The organism is Acinetobacter sp. YH12106 (assembly GCF_013418995.1).
In the GTDB taxonomy this organism is placed as follows: domain Bacteria; phylum Pseudomonadota; class Gammaproteobacteria; order Pseudomonadales; family Moraxellaceae; genus Acinetobacter; species Acinetobacter pseudolwoffii.
In genome coordinates, this window is the sequence record NZ_VPAV01000021.1 from 1 (window position 1) to 15,617 (window position 15,617).

Annotated in this window: 18 protein-coding genes and 1 pseudogene; 6 read left to right on the plus strand and 13 right to left on the minus strand. The window is 41.5% G+C overall.

Annotated features, from left to right (window positions below; all coding sequences use genetic code 11):
• The 6 genes and pseudogenes from FTU45_RS12430 to FTU45_RS12455 form a co-directional block, all read left to right on the plus strand.
• A pseudogene (locus FTU45_RS12430) lies at positions 1 to 104 on the plus strand (IS982 family transposase); the annotation flags it as partial.
• Positions 105 to 691: 587 nt separating this feature from the next.
• Complete coding sequence (locus tag FTU45_RS12435; protein ID WP_004280856.1) at positions 692 to 907, plus strand: cold-shock protein; 216 nt, start codon at positions 692 to 694, stop codon at positions 905 to 907.
• A 111-nt stretch (positions 908 to 1,018) separates the two neighbouring features.
• Positions 1,019 to 1,246 (plus strand): hypothetical protein, encoded by a 228-nt coding sequence (locus FTU45_RS12440; RefSeq protein WP_004647679.1) that lies wholly within the window; start codon positions 1,019 to 1,021, stop codon positions 1,244 to 1,246.
• Between the two features lie 70 nt (positions 1,247 to 1,316).
• Positions 1,317 to 1,514, plus strand: coding sequence for a hypothetical protein (locus tag FTU45_RS12445; RefSeq protein WP_004280859.1), 198 nt, complete (start codon positions 1,317 to 1,319; stop codon positions 1,512 to 1,514).
• Positions 1,515 to 1,846: 332 nt separating this feature from the next.
• Positions 1,847 to 2,668 carry a 4-hydroxy-tetrahydrodipicolinate reductase gene (dapB, locus tag FTU45_RS12450; RefSeq protein ID WP_180076467.1) on the plus strand — a complete coding sequence of 274 codons (822 nt, stop codon included), beginning with the start codon at positions 1,847 to 1,849 and terminating at the stop codon, positions 2,666 to 2,668.
• A gap of 58 nt (positions 2,669 to 2,726) precedes the next feature.
• Positions 2,727 to 3,371 (plus strand): START domain-containing protein, encoded by a 645-nt coding sequence (locus FTU45_RS12455; protein WP_180076468.1) that lies wholly within the window; start codon positions 2,727 to 2,729, stop codon positions 3,369 to 3,371.
• A gap of 50 nt (positions 3,372 to 3,421) precedes the next feature.
• On the opposite strand, the gene FTU45_RS12460 is transcribed toward FTU45_RS12455, so the two are convergent.
• The 13 genes from FTU45_RS12460 to FTU45_RS12520 form a co-directional block, all read right to left on the minus strand.
• Complete coding sequence (locus FTU45_RS12460) at positions 3,422 to 4,450, minus strand: NAD(P)-dependent alcohol dehydrogenase (protein WP_180076469.1); 1,029 nt, start codon at positions 4,448 to 4,450, stop codon at positions 3,422 to 3,424.
• Positions 4,451 to 4,454: 4 nt separating this feature from the next.
• On the minus strand, positions 4,455 to 5,036 hold the full coding sequence (locus tag FTU45_RS12465) for a DNA-3-methyladenine glycosylase I (protein ID WP_004728898.1): 582 nt from the start codon (positions 5,034 to 5,036) through the stop codon (positions 4,455 to 4,457).
• A gap of 24 nt (positions 5,037 to 5,060) precedes the next feature.
• Entirely contained in the window at positions 5,061 to 5,306 is a 246-nt protein-coding gene (locus FTU45_RS12470) for a hypothetical protein (RefSeq protein WP_004728896.1), read from the minus strand.
• Positions 5,307 to 5,321: 15 nt separating this feature from the next.
• On the minus strand, positions 5,322 to 5,864 hold the full coding sequence (locus tag FTU45_RS12475; RefSeq protein ID WP_005173640.1) for a M23 family metallopeptidase: 543 nt from the start codon (positions 5,862 to 5,864) through the stop codon (positions 5,322 to 5,324).
• 69 nt (positions 5,865 to 5,933) lie between these two features.
• On the minus strand, positions 5,934 to 6,962 hold the full coding sequence (gene mutY / locus FTU45_RS12480; protein ID WP_100355450.1) for an A/G-specific adenine glycosylase: 1,029 nt from the start codon (positions 6,960 to 6,962) through the stop codon (positions 5,934 to 5,936).
• A 160-nt stretch (positions 6,963 to 7,122) separates the two neighbouring features.
• Positions 7,123 to 7,482 carry an HIT family protein gene (locus FTU45_RS12485; RefSeq protein ID WP_180076470.1) on the minus strand — a complete coding sequence of 120 codons (360 nt, stop codon included), beginning with the start codon at positions 7,480 to 7,482 and terminating at the stop codon, positions 7,123 to 7,125.
• A gap of 90 nt (positions 7,483 to 7,572) precedes the next feature.
• Positions 7,573 to 8,307, minus strand: coding sequence for a dienelactone hydrolase family protein (locus FTU45_RS12490; RefSeq protein ID WP_180076471.1), 735 nt, complete (start codon positions 8,305 to 8,307; stop codon positions 7,573 to 7,575).
• Positions 8,308 to 8,471: 164 nt separating this feature from the next.
• Positions 8,472 to 9,161, minus strand: a complete 690-nt coding sequence (locus FTU45_RS12495; protein WP_180076472.1) for an FKBP-type peptidyl-prolyl cis-trans isomerase — start codon at positions 9,159 to 9,161, stop codon at positions 8,472 to 8,474.
• 48 nt (positions 9,162 to 9,209) lie between these two features.
• Positions 9,210 to 9,914, minus strand: a complete 705-nt coding sequence (locus FTU45_RS12500) for an FKBP-type peptidyl-prolyl cis-trans isomerase (protein WP_005245452.1) — start codon at positions 9,912 to 9,914, stop codon at positions 9,210 to 9,212.
• Between the two features lie 233 nt (positions 9,915 to 10,147).
• The gene (locus FTU45_RS12505; RefSeq protein WP_180076473.1) at positions 10,148 to 11,584 is read right to left on the minus strand and encodes a capsule assembly Wzi family protein; all 1,437 of its coding nucleotides are present in this window, start codon (positions 11,582 to 11,584) and stop codon (positions 10,148 to 10,150) included.
• Between the two features lie 146 nt (positions 11,585 to 11,730).
• A complete protein-coding gene (locus FTU45_RS12510) occupies positions 11,731 to 13,929 on the minus strand; it encodes a polysaccharide biosynthesis tyrosine autokinase (RefSeq protein ID WP_180076474.1) in 2,199 nt (732 codons plus the stop codon).
• 20 nt (positions 13,930 to 13,949) lie between these two features.
• Entirely contained in the window at positions 13,950 to 14,378 is a 429-nt protein-coding gene (locus FTU45_RS12515; RefSeq protein ID WP_180076475.1) for a low molecular weight protein-tyrosine-phosphatase, read from the minus strand.
• Positions 14,379 to 14,381: 3 nt separating this feature from the next.
• Complete coding sequence (locus tag FTU45_RS12520; protein ID WP_180076476.1) at positions 14,382 to 15,476, minus strand: polysaccharide biosynthesis/export family protein; 1,095 nt, start codon at positions 15,474 to 15,476, stop codon at positions 14,382 to 14,384.
• Between the last annotated feature and the right edge of the window lie 141 nt (positions 15,477 to 15,617).

Below are 15,617 nucleotides of genomic sequence, written 5' to 3' on the forward strand. Positions count from 1 at the left end.
GTCATCGTTCGGTGAATAACTTTATGGTGAATATTATGGCTGCTATAGTGGCTTATTGCTTAAATCCAAATAAGCCAACTTTCCAAAACTTGCTAAAAAGCTAAAATATTTCATCGAACTCAGGTTAGATTAGAAGATGCTATTTATTAGTTGATAGTTATCTTATTGTTTGATAGGTATCGCTTAAACATAAAAACCGCCTAAAAAGCGGTTTCTGTTTTTATATTTGACTATCTAAATAGAAAGTATGAGTCCAAATTTGGAGGGTGATAGATATTTTGTAAGTGAGAAAAAAGCATCATTGCCGAAATTAAAAAGGCCAATATTGTTATTACCGAGCTATATAATCGCATTCATTACTTATCAAATTTACCAGTACAGCAGAATACTCTTATTTTATTATCATGACAATGAAAGCTTAATCTTGTTGAAATCACTATAAATTTTTAAAATTTCATTTTTTAATAAATAAAATAAATATATATATAAGAAAACTTGATTAATTAAATTTTTCGTGTATAGTTAACTTAACTAGAAAAAAGTCTTGTTTCGGTAAATCTTCTTTAAGTATCGCAGTTTTAGTCATAATCCTTCGTTTTTTTCAGATTTTAAGTCTCATTCTTTATTATTTCAAAGTTATATTCAGTCAATAAATTGACTAAAAATTATTAAAAAATTAGTAGGATATATTATGTCAAACTCAAATGTTGTTAAAGGTACTGTAAAGTGGTTCAACGAAACTAAAGGTTTTGGTTTTATTCAACAAGAATCAGGTCCAGATGTTTTTGCTCATTTCAGCGAAATTGCGAGTTCAGGTTTTAAAACCTTAATGGAAGGCCAACTGGTTGAATTCAGTGTAGCTCAAGGTCAAAAAGGACCGAATGCTGTAAATATTGTTGCTATCTAAGCAAGAATAAACAGTAAAAAAAGCACTTAATAAGTGCTTTTTTTATCGTTCAAAATTTAATTTTAAGTTATTTTCCAAATTGGAAAAATCTTTAGAAAAACAGGATTCAAGTTGTTAAAAATAAATGATTTAATTGCAAAATCTAAAAATGGTACTGAAATTATTGTTTCATTAATTCCTCTCAATAAAATGCAAAATACACGTCAGGGTTTAAAAAGAATTGAAGTGGGTAAAAGAGTTCTTCTTTCATCTGGAGTTGAGGTAGATTTAAACTTAGATGGCCGTACATTCTATACTTCTCTAAATCAATTATTTAAGCTAAATCATAAAGTTATTTAAAGATAAAATTAAGAAACATCAAATTTTTAGTGGATATTTTGCCACTTTAACTATTATTAAAGGTATAGATATGCTTAAACAAAGTATCAGTGTGAAGGATCAGTTTGGGGCTCAACACGCTATTCAAGCAACAGTCGATCATCATTTTTCTAAAACACAATCTCATTCCAATATAAAACATATCACTGTAGATGGTGAAGATATTCGTCCCAGTTTTGAGATGTGCTTTCAAAGTACCTTAAGTGGAAAAATTTTCAAAATTGTGTAGATCATTCCTAAGTGACTTAGGTTCATCGCTTCAGTGAGAGATAAGCTGAGCTGAATTGAAAGGATCCTAATCTGCCCCCGAAGCTTGAATGTTCTCCATCTGATTTGAAAGCTGCTTTTTGATAACGGTTAGGTTCATGCGTACTATTGATCCATATCCGACGACCTGGATGAGATCTAGCCCATAATTCCAAAGACCGGATTGAAACACTTATCAATATCAGTGGTTTCACTCTTTTAGTATTTTCATTGATTTTTATGCAATGCATCTTAGTGTTATTCCGCAGTTTTGCTATAGTAAGAGCAATTTTGGATCAACATCAGGACTATGTTATGTCAGCTACACCACGCATTGGAATCTTGGGTGCAGGCGGCCGTATGGGGCGTATCCTCATTCAGGCTGTGCATGAAGCCGGTTATCAATTGGCAGCTGCAGTAGAACGCCCTGAAAGTACCCTATTAGGCGCAGATGCGGGCGAACTTGCCGGGATTGGTGCAGTCGGTGTCAAGGTGGTGGGTAGTCTTGCAGAGGTGGTCAAAAACTGTGATGTCGTGATTGATTTCACCGCACCGGCAGCGACCGTCAATCATCTGAAAATTTGCCGTGAAGCAGGTGTTGCCATCGTGATTGGTACCACGGGGATGAATGATGAGCAAAAAGCTTATTTAGATGAATCAGCAGCTGAAACCCCTGTGGTTTATGCAGCGAATTATTCAGTGGGTGTGAACGTTTCGATCAAACTGCTTGAACTGGCCTCTAAAGTATTTGGCGATACGGTTGATATCGAAGTGATTGAAGCACATCACCGTCACAAAGTAGATGCGCCATCGGGTACAGCTTTGATGTGGGGTGAGGCGATTGCGGAAACTTTGGGTCGTGACTTAAAAGAAGACGCTGTGTACTGCCGCGAAGGTCATACCGGTCCGCGTGAGCGTCAAAGCATTGGTTTCCAGACCATTCGTGGTGGTGATATCGTCGGTGAACATACCGCCATGTTTATTGCTGATGGTGAACGTGTGGAAATTACCCATAAAGCCACCAACCGCATGAACTTTGCCAGCGGTGCAGTACGTGCTGCTGCCTGGGTCGTAGGTCGTGAAGCGCGTAAATATGACATGAAAGACGTGCTGGGTTTTAACGATATTCAGGTTTAAAATCCAGTCAAAATCATTTATAAAAAAGATCTAAAACGAAAATAAGACGAATAATAAAATGCAAAAAATGATTTTCCTGCTCTGTGCAGTGGCGCTTGGTGCCATTGCGCAGGCAAAGCCGGCCGAGAATACCAAACTGAGTATTGATAAAAATAATATCAAGGTCTGGACCTATCAGGATCAGCAGAATCCGGTCTTTCTATATAAGGCAGAAACTACCTACCATGCACCAATTGAAAATGCCGTGTCGCTGATTCTGGATATCGAGCATGCCGTGCAATGGGTGCCTTATATGGGCAGCATCAAGGTCTTATCACGTGATGATAAAAAAGGCGAATTTACCTTGTATATGGTGCTGGATTTTCCATTTCCGTTAAAAGACCGCGACCTGATTGTACAGGGCAAGATGATCAAGCAAGCCAATGGACAGATTAGTATCAAGAATAAAGCCATTCAGACCGGTTATCCCTTAAATCCGAATTATGTGCGTTTGACCGATTATCAGGGGGATTGGACTTTTCAAAAGCTGGCCAATAATCAGGTCAAGGTTTCAACTTATGGTTATGCCAATCCGGAAGGCTCGATTCCCTTAACTTTTGTAAATATGTTCGTGCAGCAACAGCCTTATCAGATGCTACAAAAGATGAAAGCAGAGCTGGCCAAGCCTGCAGGCCTTGCAGTTTTGCCGGAAGTATTGCAATAAAAAAAAGACCCAATTGCTGGGTCTTTTTGCCAGATTGAAACAGTCAGAGTTTAAGCTTGGAAATCTGCCTTTAATACAATCCGGTAGCGGGCTTTACCGGAATGCAGATGTTCAATGGCCTGATTCAGCTGTGACATCGGGAAGACTTCAATTTGTGGCGCAATGTTTTTACGTGCGGCAAATTGGAGTAACTGACGCAGTGCCGCAGGTGAACCGGTCGGTGAGCCGGTGACCGATTTAGCGCCGCCAATCAGCATGCCCGCCGGAATTTGCATCGGTTCTAAAGGGAGACCGAGCATATGTACTGTACCGTTCGGTGCCAGAGTGGCCAGATAAGCCTGCCAGTTCAAGGTGACATTGACCGTACTCAGCAATAAATCGAACTTGCCACGCTGTGCCTTTAGGGCAGCGACATCACGACTATTCACCACATGATCAGCACCCATGGCTTTCAGCTCATCGGTTTTATCCAGATTTGATGTGAAAGCCGTAATCTCACAGCCCCAAGCTTTGAGCAGCTTGATGGCCATATGCCCTAAACCACCAATACCAATTACGCCAACATGATGAATAGCCTGAATCTGGTGTTTCAGAATCGGATCGAATACGGTAATCCCGCCACAGAGCAGAGGGCCGGCACTTTCAGGATCCAGATCTTCAGGCAGGGGAATGACCCATTGCCAGCCAGCACGGACCTTGTCGGCAAAACCACCGGCATGTCCGACAATAGTCGCCACTTGGCCGCCAGTACAGAGTACCTGCTGACCTGAAATACACGGATCGCAATACTGGCAGCTTTCCGCAGTCCAGCCAATGCCAACCCGTTGTCCCACTTTCAGGCCTTTGGCTTCGCCACCCAGTTGCGTGATGATGCCGATAATCTCGTGTCCAGCCACGACCGGATAAACGGATGAACCCCAGTCATTATTGAGGACTGAAATATCAGAATGACACAGGCCACAGTATTCTACTTTGACTTCGACCTGATGTGGCTGTAGTTCACCAGCATCGAATTGATAGGGTTCGAGTGCAGCACCTGCTGACATTGCAGCATAAGCGTGGATAATATTATTCGACATAAATTCAGCTCTTCTTTGAATGGGAATATATTGTTTTAAAGTGACAATGATTTTCGTGATCATCGACCATACCGACGGCCTGCATAAAGGCATAGCAAATGGTGGGTCCGACAAATTTAAAACCGGCCTTTTTTAAGGCTTTTGACATGATCTGGCTTTCGATAGTCTGTGCCGCTGCCTGACGATAATCCGCAACATCATTATTCAGTCGTGGTTGCTGGGCAAAAGACCAGAGCCATTGCCCTACATTGATGTCTTGCTGTTGCAGCTTGAGCCATGCTTGGGCATTCTCGCGAATGGCATGCAGCTTGCCACGATGACGGATCAGGCGGGCATCCTTAAGCTTGAGTTCGAGTTGTTGATCTGTAAGTGCTGCAATCGACTGAATGGAATATTGAAAAAAATGTTCACGATACGCTTCACGTTTTCTGAGTACGGTAATCCAGGCTAGACCGGCCTGCTGTCCTTCCAGACACAGCATTTCAAACAGGCGATTTTCATCCAGCAGGGCTTGTCCCCATTCCTGATCATGATAGGTGATATACAGCGGATCATTGGAGCACCAGCCACAGCGTTGCAGAGTCATGCCATGCTCCTTGTTTTTATGGTTTTATAATTTAAACACAGCCCATTGATCCTGCTGATTGTCCCAGTACGACAGTTCAGCCTGATCCAGATCGCTAAATTGAATCCACATGTCTTTACCACTTTTGTCGGTATAACCGGTACTGATCAGCAGCGCATCTTCGGTAATTTCCATCACCCAGCCCTGGTAGCTTTGACCATTCAGCACGATTTTTTGTTGATTGCCTGATTCAGCAAATTCTACCAGACGGTTGATCAACGTTTCTGACATGTAAATATCCTAAAATTAACGTAAATAGGGGTAGGGGTTGACCACACCGCGCCCCTTGCCCTGTAAATAAATACCATAATGCAGATGTGGTGCAGTATGTCGGGCATTACCGCTATTGCCGACATAGCCGATGAGCTGGCCTTTTTTGACAGCATCACCTACTTTCAGGCCGCGTTTATGTCCATCCAGATGTGCATAATAATGCCAGGAGCCGCCCGGACCGAGAATCCAGACTACTTTACCACCCAAATTGTTATTGCGTAAATCTGCAATCAGACCTTCTGTGGCACTAAAGACTTTGGTTCCACGTGGAGCCATGATGTCAATGCCCTCATGCAAACGTCCGCGACTGCGCGACGCCCCCCAGGTATCCTGTAATTCACGTGCCTGTACACGTGCCACCGGGATGGGCAGTGAAGAAGGCATTCGCTTATTTTGCAGTTTTTGTACCAGTAGCGGATTTAACTGTGCAGAAGAAGGTTGTTTCGGCGTACTGCTACAGGCGGTCAGTAATATGGCAATCAAAGCCACCCAGGTCAAAGCAAGGTATTGGCGCACGTTATTCATCCTTAAATATTGGCAATGCTCATTCTGAGCTGATCGATATGATGCTTTGTTCAGACTATGTCATAGGTTAACGGCAGAGATCAATTTTTTCATTGCTGTCGGCAGACCGCAATCAATGGCTGTCTCTGGACGCATCCAGTTGCTTTGCAGTTCAATCGCCAGATGTTCCTGCTGATCCTGATCCACTGCGAAAACGGTTGCTTCAAGCTGCCAGGTGAAGTGGGTGAAACTATGGCTGATCTGGACTTTTTTGAGGATATTTTTTAGGCCAAGCTGCTGACATTGCTGTTCGAATTCATGGGCATTTTCAATAATTGGCAAACACCAGAGTCCGCCCCACAGGCCACTGTTGGGTCGTTGTTGCCACAGCCATTCATTAGAGGACTGAATCAATAATACTTGTGCTGAGCGCACTGGCACCGGTTTTTTGGCTTTCTTGAATGGTAATTCATTTTCCAGACCCTGCTGATGCGCTTTGCAATGTTGCTGCATCGGACAATATAGGCACAGAGGTTTTTTTGGGGTACAGACTGTAGCCCCGAGATCCATAATCGCCTGGGTATAGTCATGATTACGTTCGACCGGACATAATTCTTCAGCCAGTTGCCATAAAGCACGTTCATGAATGGGTTTGGACAGATCATCTTCAATTGCGAAGAAACGCGACAAGACCCGTTTGACATTGCCATCCATGATCACGCCGTATTGGCGTAAACCCAGTGACATTAAGGCACCAGCGGTGGAACGGCCGATCCCCGGCAAGGCAATCCATTGTTCCAGAGTTTGGGGAAACTGCTGCTGTGCTGTCACCATGCCGGCAGCTTTGTGCAGGTTACGGGCACGGGCATAATAGCCCAGTCCTGCCCAGTACGGTGCGACCTCATCCCAAGAGGCTTGACCCAAGTCCTGAACGGTCGGAAAACGCTGGATAAAGCGTTCATAATATTGCAGCACAGTTTTGACTTGGGTTTGTTGCAACATGATTTCAGAGACCCAGACTTTGTAGGGATCATCTGTCACCTGCCAAGGCAAGTCATGACGACCATGCACATCAAACCATTCTAACAGGGCATCTGAAAATACAAACATGGATAAATAGTAACCGAATAAGCAGCAGCCATTATAGCGGAATCGGCAAGCCTGAAATGTGAAAAGTAGATAAAAACTGCGGAGTAGTGTGTATGGATATCGGCTTAATAACACAAACAATAAATGCTCCGAAGAGCATTTATTTTAAAACAGCAAAGATTTAGTCGCTAATCCCCCAGCGTTCATCCAGCTTCAATACTTTGTCTTTATAGCGCGGAATAATATGAATATGCAGATGTTCGACCTTTTCCTGAAATACCTCACCATCAATAAAACCGACATGGAAACCGGCGGGCTGGTAACGTAAATTGAGCTCATTACGTGCCTGTTCGAGCAAAGACATCAGGCTTTTACGTTCTTTGTCCGTCACTTCAAAAAATGAAGCCACATGTCGTAGTGGAATGATCACACAGTGACCTTCGGATAATGAATTCGGTTCAGGCAGCACCACACCATAATCATTTTTGGCAATGACGTCATATTCGTCATAGTTACAGTAAAGGCAGTTGGTTTCAGCCATAATCAGCATTCTCCTCTGGTAGGATTTATCGTTCTTTTCTTCAATGAGTCTCTGAACTACTTGGCTTGGTCGCCAGTCGAGCAGTTGTATTTAAGCCAGATGACGTTCAAGTAAAGCATACATTGCCGTCAGGCTTTTTTGTTCGGCTTCGGCATTGTAACCAAGATCCACACCATTGGCTTTGGCCCGTTCATCGGCGAGCGGGTTGCTAAAGCCATGTTTGGCATCTTCAAATACGATCACTTCATGCTCGACTTTGGCGGCATGCATTTCTTCACGGAAGCTGGCGACATCATCCAGCGTTACCATACTGTCCAGCTCGCCATGCAGCACTAAAATTTCTGCCTGTACCTGACCTTCCTGAGCCGGTGCTTTCGGAGACAGGTTGGCATGGAAAGTGGCCACCGCTTTTAAAGGTGCATTGGCACGTGCCAGATCCAGTACGACTTTGCCGCCATAGCAGAAACCAATCGCTGCAAGTTTTTCGGGATTAACTTCATCCTGCGCTGCCAAGGTATTCAAAGCCGCTGTGGCACGGTTAACGATGGTGTCAGGATCTGCAAAAGTTTGCATCATCCACTGATATGCCTCATCAGAATTGGTCGTGACTTTTTTATCCCCATACATGTCCATGGCCAAGGCCGCATAGCCATGTTCTGCAAGTTCACGGGCACGCTGTTCGGTATATTCGTTACGACCCCACCATTCTGGTGCGACCAGTACACCGGCAACAGGGGTATCTGTCTCTGGGGCGGCAAAATAACCAATTAATGGGCTGCCATCCTCCGCAGTATAATGAATTTCGCGGGTTTTGATTGCTGCCATGCTGACATCCTCTATTGTTGTTGAATTGCTTGATTAAAACATAACATAGCAAAACTGATCGGAATGTGACATGAAAACCTGCGATTTACGGATACTTAAGCCCATAAAAAAAGAGAGGCCAATATAGAACCTCTCCGATTTTAGATCTGGAAAAATAGGACTTATTATTTAATAATTTCCAGTAATTCCACATCAAAAATTAAGGTACTGTTTGGCTCAATCACATCACCTGAACCAATTTGTCCATAGGCCAGTTCTGCAGGAATGAAGAAGCGGTATTTGGCACCTTCTTTCATCAGTTGCAGGCCTTCAGTCCAACCGGTAATCACTTGGGTGGTACGGAAGACCACAGGCTGATTGCGGGCAATTGAACTATCAAAAACCGTACCATCAATCAAACGGCCTTCATAATGTACGCGGACATTGCTATCGGCTTTTGGCGATTTGCCTTTGCCTTGCTGAAGAATCTGATATTGCAGGCCAGATTTAGTCGTTTTTATCCCTGCTTTTTTGGCATTTTCTGTCAGAAAAGCCTGACCGATTTTGGTGTTTTCTTCAGCTTTTTGTTTTAATTCAATCAGCTCTTTGGCTTCACTTTGACGTTTAAACTGGGTCAGCGCTCGAGCCATGTCTTCTTCAGTTAAAGTGGATTGTTTTCCGGCAGCAGCAGCTTTTAAACCGGCACTGAAAGCATCCAGATCAATCCCTTGCAAAGAGTCGGCATTACTTTTCCCCATCAGATAACCAAAGCTATAACCGACCTGTTCAGCTTCCGGGCTTTTATTGGTCACATCTTTGGCAAGCAGATTGCCAGAACTTAGCAGTAAAACCATCAAGCTTATTTGTATTTTCATATTTATTCTCAAAATAAAGGAGAGCGCATTGCTCTCCTTATTTATAGATTATTTGACTTCAATGAGTTCCACATCAAAAATCAAAGTACTGTGTGGAGGAATCGTACCTGGCACGCCCTGTTCACCATAACCGAGTTTAGATGGAATATACAGGGTTGCTTTGCCGCCTTCTTTCATCAGTTGCAGACCTTCGGTCCAGCCTGGAATGACCTGATTGAGTGGGAACTCAATCGGCTCGCCACGTTCAACCGAACTGTCAAACACGGTACCATCAACTAATTTCCCTGTGTAATGTACTTTTACAATTGAAGTTGCTGCAGGCTGTTTGCCTGTACCTTCTTTGGTCACTACATATTGCAAACCAGATGCGGTAGTTTTTACCCCAGCTTTTTTGGCATTTTCAGTCAGGAAAGTATCACTTGATGCCTGAGCCTGTTTGGCACTATCGACTTGCTTCTGCTGCATTTCTTTTTGGAATTGCTCATAAGCTGCTTGTAATTCTTCTTCAGTATAAGCAGGAGCGGTACGGGCATGACCTTCGCGAACGCCTGTCACAAAGCTGTTAATATCCAGCTCAGGTGGAGTTTGATGAGCGACTTCATAACCGAGTGCATAGCTAATTTTAGAAACAGCCGAGGCATCTTTAGATGCTTTTGTGGTTTGAGCAGCTGGGTTTTGAGTTGCATAGTAAACAGGTACTAGCGCGGCACCGCCTAAAAGAACAGCGACAGCAATCGGTAAGGCCTTACTCATGTATTATTCCAATCTAATGTTATCGTTGAGGTTCATTCCATCTTAGCAGAAAATTTTGAGAAATCTTGCAGAATGGGTGGTTTTTTAGCAAGTGGACACCGCAGTTATGTTGAAGTTTGAAGATATAAAAAAACCAGCAATGGCTGGTTTTTTTATTTTTCAGATTTTAATCATTGTTCGAGAATGTCTAGGAACAAAGATTGCTCTAACCGAAATTGTATTTTGCAAAGAGCTTAGTAAGAAAACAAGCTTTTTTCTAAAGGAAATTCAATTCCAATCGATGCACCACCATCATTACCACGTAAGTCTGAATCACTGATCCAGCCATTTAGTTTCAGTGGAATATCTGGGCGTAAATAATGGGTCCAGCTCACATCAACAGCTTTTAATTCATCCTGCGCTGGAAAAGCTAAATTAGTAGTTCGGTTAGACTCATTCAACTTGGCAAACAGCACTCGAGCATTAACACGATTGAGGCGATCGAAACGAATATCACCACCCACAGAAACCATTTGACCATCACCACCCATCGCATGTGCTAATGGGTAACCATGCTGATAAAAACCATCGGTATAAACACGGTGGTTATATGAAATACCATCAGCACTACCATTACTACGGGTATCTGTCCATTCAGTATACAGCTGGAAAGGCATATTATTATAACTAGAAGAATAATCGACTCCAGCCAAATACATTTTTTTGGCCGGTAAGCCACCTGCTTCGTCTTCACCGATATATTGCGCATAGATATCCATTGGTACTTGCACCAGTGATTGTAAGCTTAACCGTGCATCAAAACCGGCAATTTGGTTAGACTTATCATCATCACTGTTATCAAAGTTATCATTGCCTTTTATAGCATTCCAGAGTGTAGACAGACTTTCTGAACGGTCACCACCACCCCATTGCATAGCACGCGATGCACCCAGCTCCAAATATGGTAAAGGTTGTGCGGTGACACGTAAGCCAATCAGTTTGGCATCAGGTACAGCATCGTAGTCATCCAGTTGTCCGGCAAAGGCTTGATATTGCCAAGGTCCAATCCAAGATAGCCATTTGCTTGCAAAAGCATGCTGTTCGGCACGCTGCATGGTCACACCATACACAGGACGACTGGCATCACCCCGAATTAAGCTGCCATCATGACCAGGTCCCCAGTAGGTCGGAATTTGTCCAGCAATCAGCCATTGATTCCATAACTTACCTGCGAGGTAAGACCCTTCAACATTCACATCTTGATCATTATCAATCTGGGGATCTTTTTCTGCATTGATACGAAGTCTGGCATCCCAATTTTGATTGCCTGTATTTAACTCTATACCCGCTTGGTATTGGGCTTTTTGCTGGTCGCCAAAGACTTGAGGAATATTTTTTTGATCTGTCTCTGCAAATAGTGATGCTTTAAGTAACTGGTTGTTGGTATTCAAATGAGCCATGACTGAATCAATGACTCTTTGCTGATTATTATTGCTGACTTGGGCCTGAGAAAGGGCGCGTCGGATTTCATCACCACTCATTGGCCAGGTCGAAGTGCTAACTTGAATCACACCTTGCTGATTTAACCAGTTTAAATCGGTGCGCAGGTTTTGGTCATTTAAAACGATGCCTTGAGCAAAGGTTAGTGAGGAGCTTAATGCCAAGCTGGCGAGCAGTGTTTTAGGTAACATTTTTGTATATTCTCAGGAGTTTTAAACTGTAACCAAGATAGGGTTTTTAGTTGATTTTTTCAACAATGAACATGTGGAATAAATGTGATAGAGAGAACTATCACACCCTGCCTCTAGCAAGGTGTGATATCAAAGTTTACAATGAATTAGTCATTGTCTTTATTTGCGGTATAAGCATAGGCATAATTATAACCATAGCTACCTGCTGCCCCTTGTTGTACATCATTTAGAATCACGCCATTGACTTTGACATTGGCCTGTTCAAAACGATTAACAGTAATTTCAAGTTCTTTAATTTGCGTTTTAGCATGACGGGCAATCAATAAATTCACGCCTGCATATTGCGCAATAATGATGCCATCGGTCACCGCAAGCACAGGTGGCGTATCAATCAGTACATGATCGAAATGAGCAGATGCCTGATCTAGGAAAGTTTTGAATTGATCTGTACTTAATAGTTCAGACGGGTTAACCGGACTCTTACCACGTGTCACAAAAAACAGGTTATCTACAGTTGAATTTTGCACCACCTCTTCATAGCTATTTTGGTGATTCAATAATTCTGCTAAACCTGGTTGCACTTCGGCATTAAAGTACTTATGTAAATAGCCACGACGTAGATCACCATCAATGACCAGAACCCGTTTTCCCCCTTGCGCTAAAATAGTAGCAAGGTTAGTGGTAATGAATGATTTTCCAATTTCAGGTGCAGGGCCAGAAATTGCAATCACATTATTGGTCGCATTCATTAAGGCAAAATGAATTGCTGTTCGCATGCTACGGAGGCTTTCAATCGCGATATCACTGCTATCTTTAACCGCAAGAATAGGAATATTCTTTTTCTTCTTTAATAGGTTAATACGACTTTCTTGAATAACAGAGCGCGGTACAGTGGCATAGACTGGCAGATCAAGCTCATTTTCAATTTGCGCTGCGTCTTTAATGCCTGAACGCATCATATTTCGTAATAGTGCAATCAATACTCCAATAAAACCACCGACAAAAATTGATAAAATTATTGTAATTAATGACTTGGGTTTAATTGGCTTAACGGGTTCAACAGCTTGGTCAATAACTCTGACATTACCAATTTCACCAGCCTCTGCAATTTTCAATTGCTGATAGCTATTTAAGAGTGCGGTATACAGTTCAGTATTTACTTTTACATCTCGATATAGCTGTAAATATAATCGTTGTGTTTCTGGTAAACGCTTAATAGACTGTGTCATTTCTGATGTTTTCTGACTAATTTCAGCAAGTTGAGCATTAATGGCTGACATTAGAGGGTGATCAGGGGTATATTTTGAAGAAAGTTCCGCTTGCTGTTGTTGTAATTGGATTTTCATCTTTTCCAGTTCAACATTTTGCTTTAACATTAACTCGGCTTCTTGAGTCACATCGATAGTATTGTATTGCTCACGGAAACGGTTGAACTTGATTTCTGATTCCTCAAGTTGCTGTTTAAGTTCCGGCAGCTGTTTGTCTAGAAAATTTAAAGTTTGTTTAGATTCTAAAGACTTGCGTTGAATATTTTGTATTTGATAGACGGATAAAATATTATTCAGAACTTGAGTAATATGTTCCTTATCATTGCCATTATAATTTAGACCAATAACACCGGAGTTTTTCCCTCTCTCTGCTACACCATAGTCATTTTTTAAGAACTGCATTGCTGTAGGTAGTGCAAGTTTAGTAATAGTAAATGTTTCTTTAAACGGAGATTTGCTAAATATTGCCACTTCCCAAAGGCCCTTAGAATCTATGGCTTGATTGCTCGAATTCAATTGACCTTTAAATATCACTTCATCTTTATAAGAGAAAGTAAACTGGTTGTTATCCGTGAATTTTAACTCTAATTTTTTATCTAGATAGTAATTTGGAATTTTTAATGTTTTGATTAAGAAGGCTTGATTTTCTTTTTGGAAAACCACTATATCCTTTTTATAAAGAACTTCAGCTTTGTCGTTTTTAATCAGACGATTAAATAAAGTATTACTATTATCTTTAATTTGGATATCAAGGTGCAAATTTTGAATGGTTTGTCCCAAAATCATGCGTGAGTTTAAGATTTCAATCTCAGCATCTGCGGGAGATTTTCCACCCATTCCTCCGGGAATAGCATCACTCAACCCACCCAAGAGGGCAGCAGCTCCAGCGCCTTTATTATCCTCTACTAGAACCATTGCATCAGCAGAATAAATTGAGGGAGTAACACGTAAATAAAGTAATGCGAAGGTTAAGCTCAGTATGATACAAAGCGCGATCACTTTCCATTGTGCAATTAACGAAAAAAATAATTCTTTTAAGTCAATGGTATCGTCATTAGTACTTGAATTTTGATTCATGGATAAACTACTAGATAAAATTAAATATGTGATTGCCAATCCGAAACATAAGATTCGATGTTATTACATGTTTCTTCAAAAAATGCTTGATCGAGCTTATAAGGATCGGGAACATTATGACCTTGCCAATGTCCTAAACGAAATACTTTACCTTTAGCAAATGGCCAAGTCTTTTCTATATGTTTTTGTTGATTTGAACTCATCACTAAAATTAAATCTGCAGTTTTGATTAAGTTGGCATCAATTTGTTTTGCGACATGTGAGCTCATATCAATTGATTTTCTTGCCATACTTGCAATGGCCTTATCATCAGCACTATGGCCTACCATGGCAGAAAGACCAGCAGACTCAATATGTAAGTTAGGATGACTTTTCTTGAGAAAAAACTCACCCATTGGACTACGACAAATATTTCCCACACAGACGACCAAAATATTCCGAATTTGCATATTTTATTTACCCAGTTGGTCAAAGCTATAGAGTGCACTAGAGAACGGAATAATCTGGTTAACAATACGTTGCCAGCGCGTTAATCCAGTCGCATCAATATAAACGATGTCATTTTTTTTCATTTCGAATTGATTGGCTAAGCCCAAATTACCAAAACTGCTTAAATTCAAGTGATACACAGTGGACTGCTTGGTGACTAAATCGGTGCGCATTACATAAATTTTAGCCGCACTTGCGGAGTAAGGATTAATTCCTTCACTTTCACCCAAAACATCACTTAGGGTCATACCTTGTTCACGTAAAGCCAGCGCTTGGCTTTTACTCGACTCACCCATAACATAAAGCTTTTGATTCTGTTTAGTATTCACAAAAATAGTATCATTCGGTTGAATCAGTAAATGATGTAAAGATAGGCCTTGTTTCTCTAGTTGTAGTACATTGAGGTCAAAAGTTTGACCCTCCCGGATCAATTGAATATTGGTATTGTCACCTGTTTCAGTATTAATACCACCTGCCTGTCCGAGTGCTGTATAGATGCTAATGGGCTGATCATTTAGCGTATATTGGCCACTACGCATGACTTGTCCATTGACAAAATAGCGACGACCTTCATAAGACAATACTCGAACCACCACATCAGGGTGTTTCAAATAGCGTGCAAATTGACTGCGTAAAAAACGATTGGTTTCAGCCAGTGTTTTCCCGGCTACCCGTACCTGTCCCACTAAAGGTAATTGTATGTTGCCACTAGAGTCTATGGGATAACCTGCAGCTTTTACATTTGAAATATCCTGAATAGGGGGGGTGATTTCCGGGTAGGCCCAAAGTTGAATTGAGAGAACATCACCTGAACTCAATTTATAGACTTGTTGATGCTTGTTAAATAAGTGAAAAATAGTATTGGAATTCTGAGAGTTATTGAGTTCGATACGAGGAATATTGTCTTGCGTAATTTGTATGACTGAAAGCTCTGCGCCCTGATCGGTTCTGTAATTACCTTGAGGAGGCAAATCATAGGTTTGCAAACCGGAAGTAAGCGTACAACCAGAAAATAATATTGAAATAGTGAATAAAATGGATGTGCCTTGATACTTCACATTCAAGCCCTTAATTTTAATACATCGTTATTAGGAAAGGATTGTAGTGCAAAATCTAATTATTGAATATCTTCAAAACATTTTTAATTTACATTTTTAATTTAATTTTTTGATTTTTATATTTATTTTTTTATTTTTTTG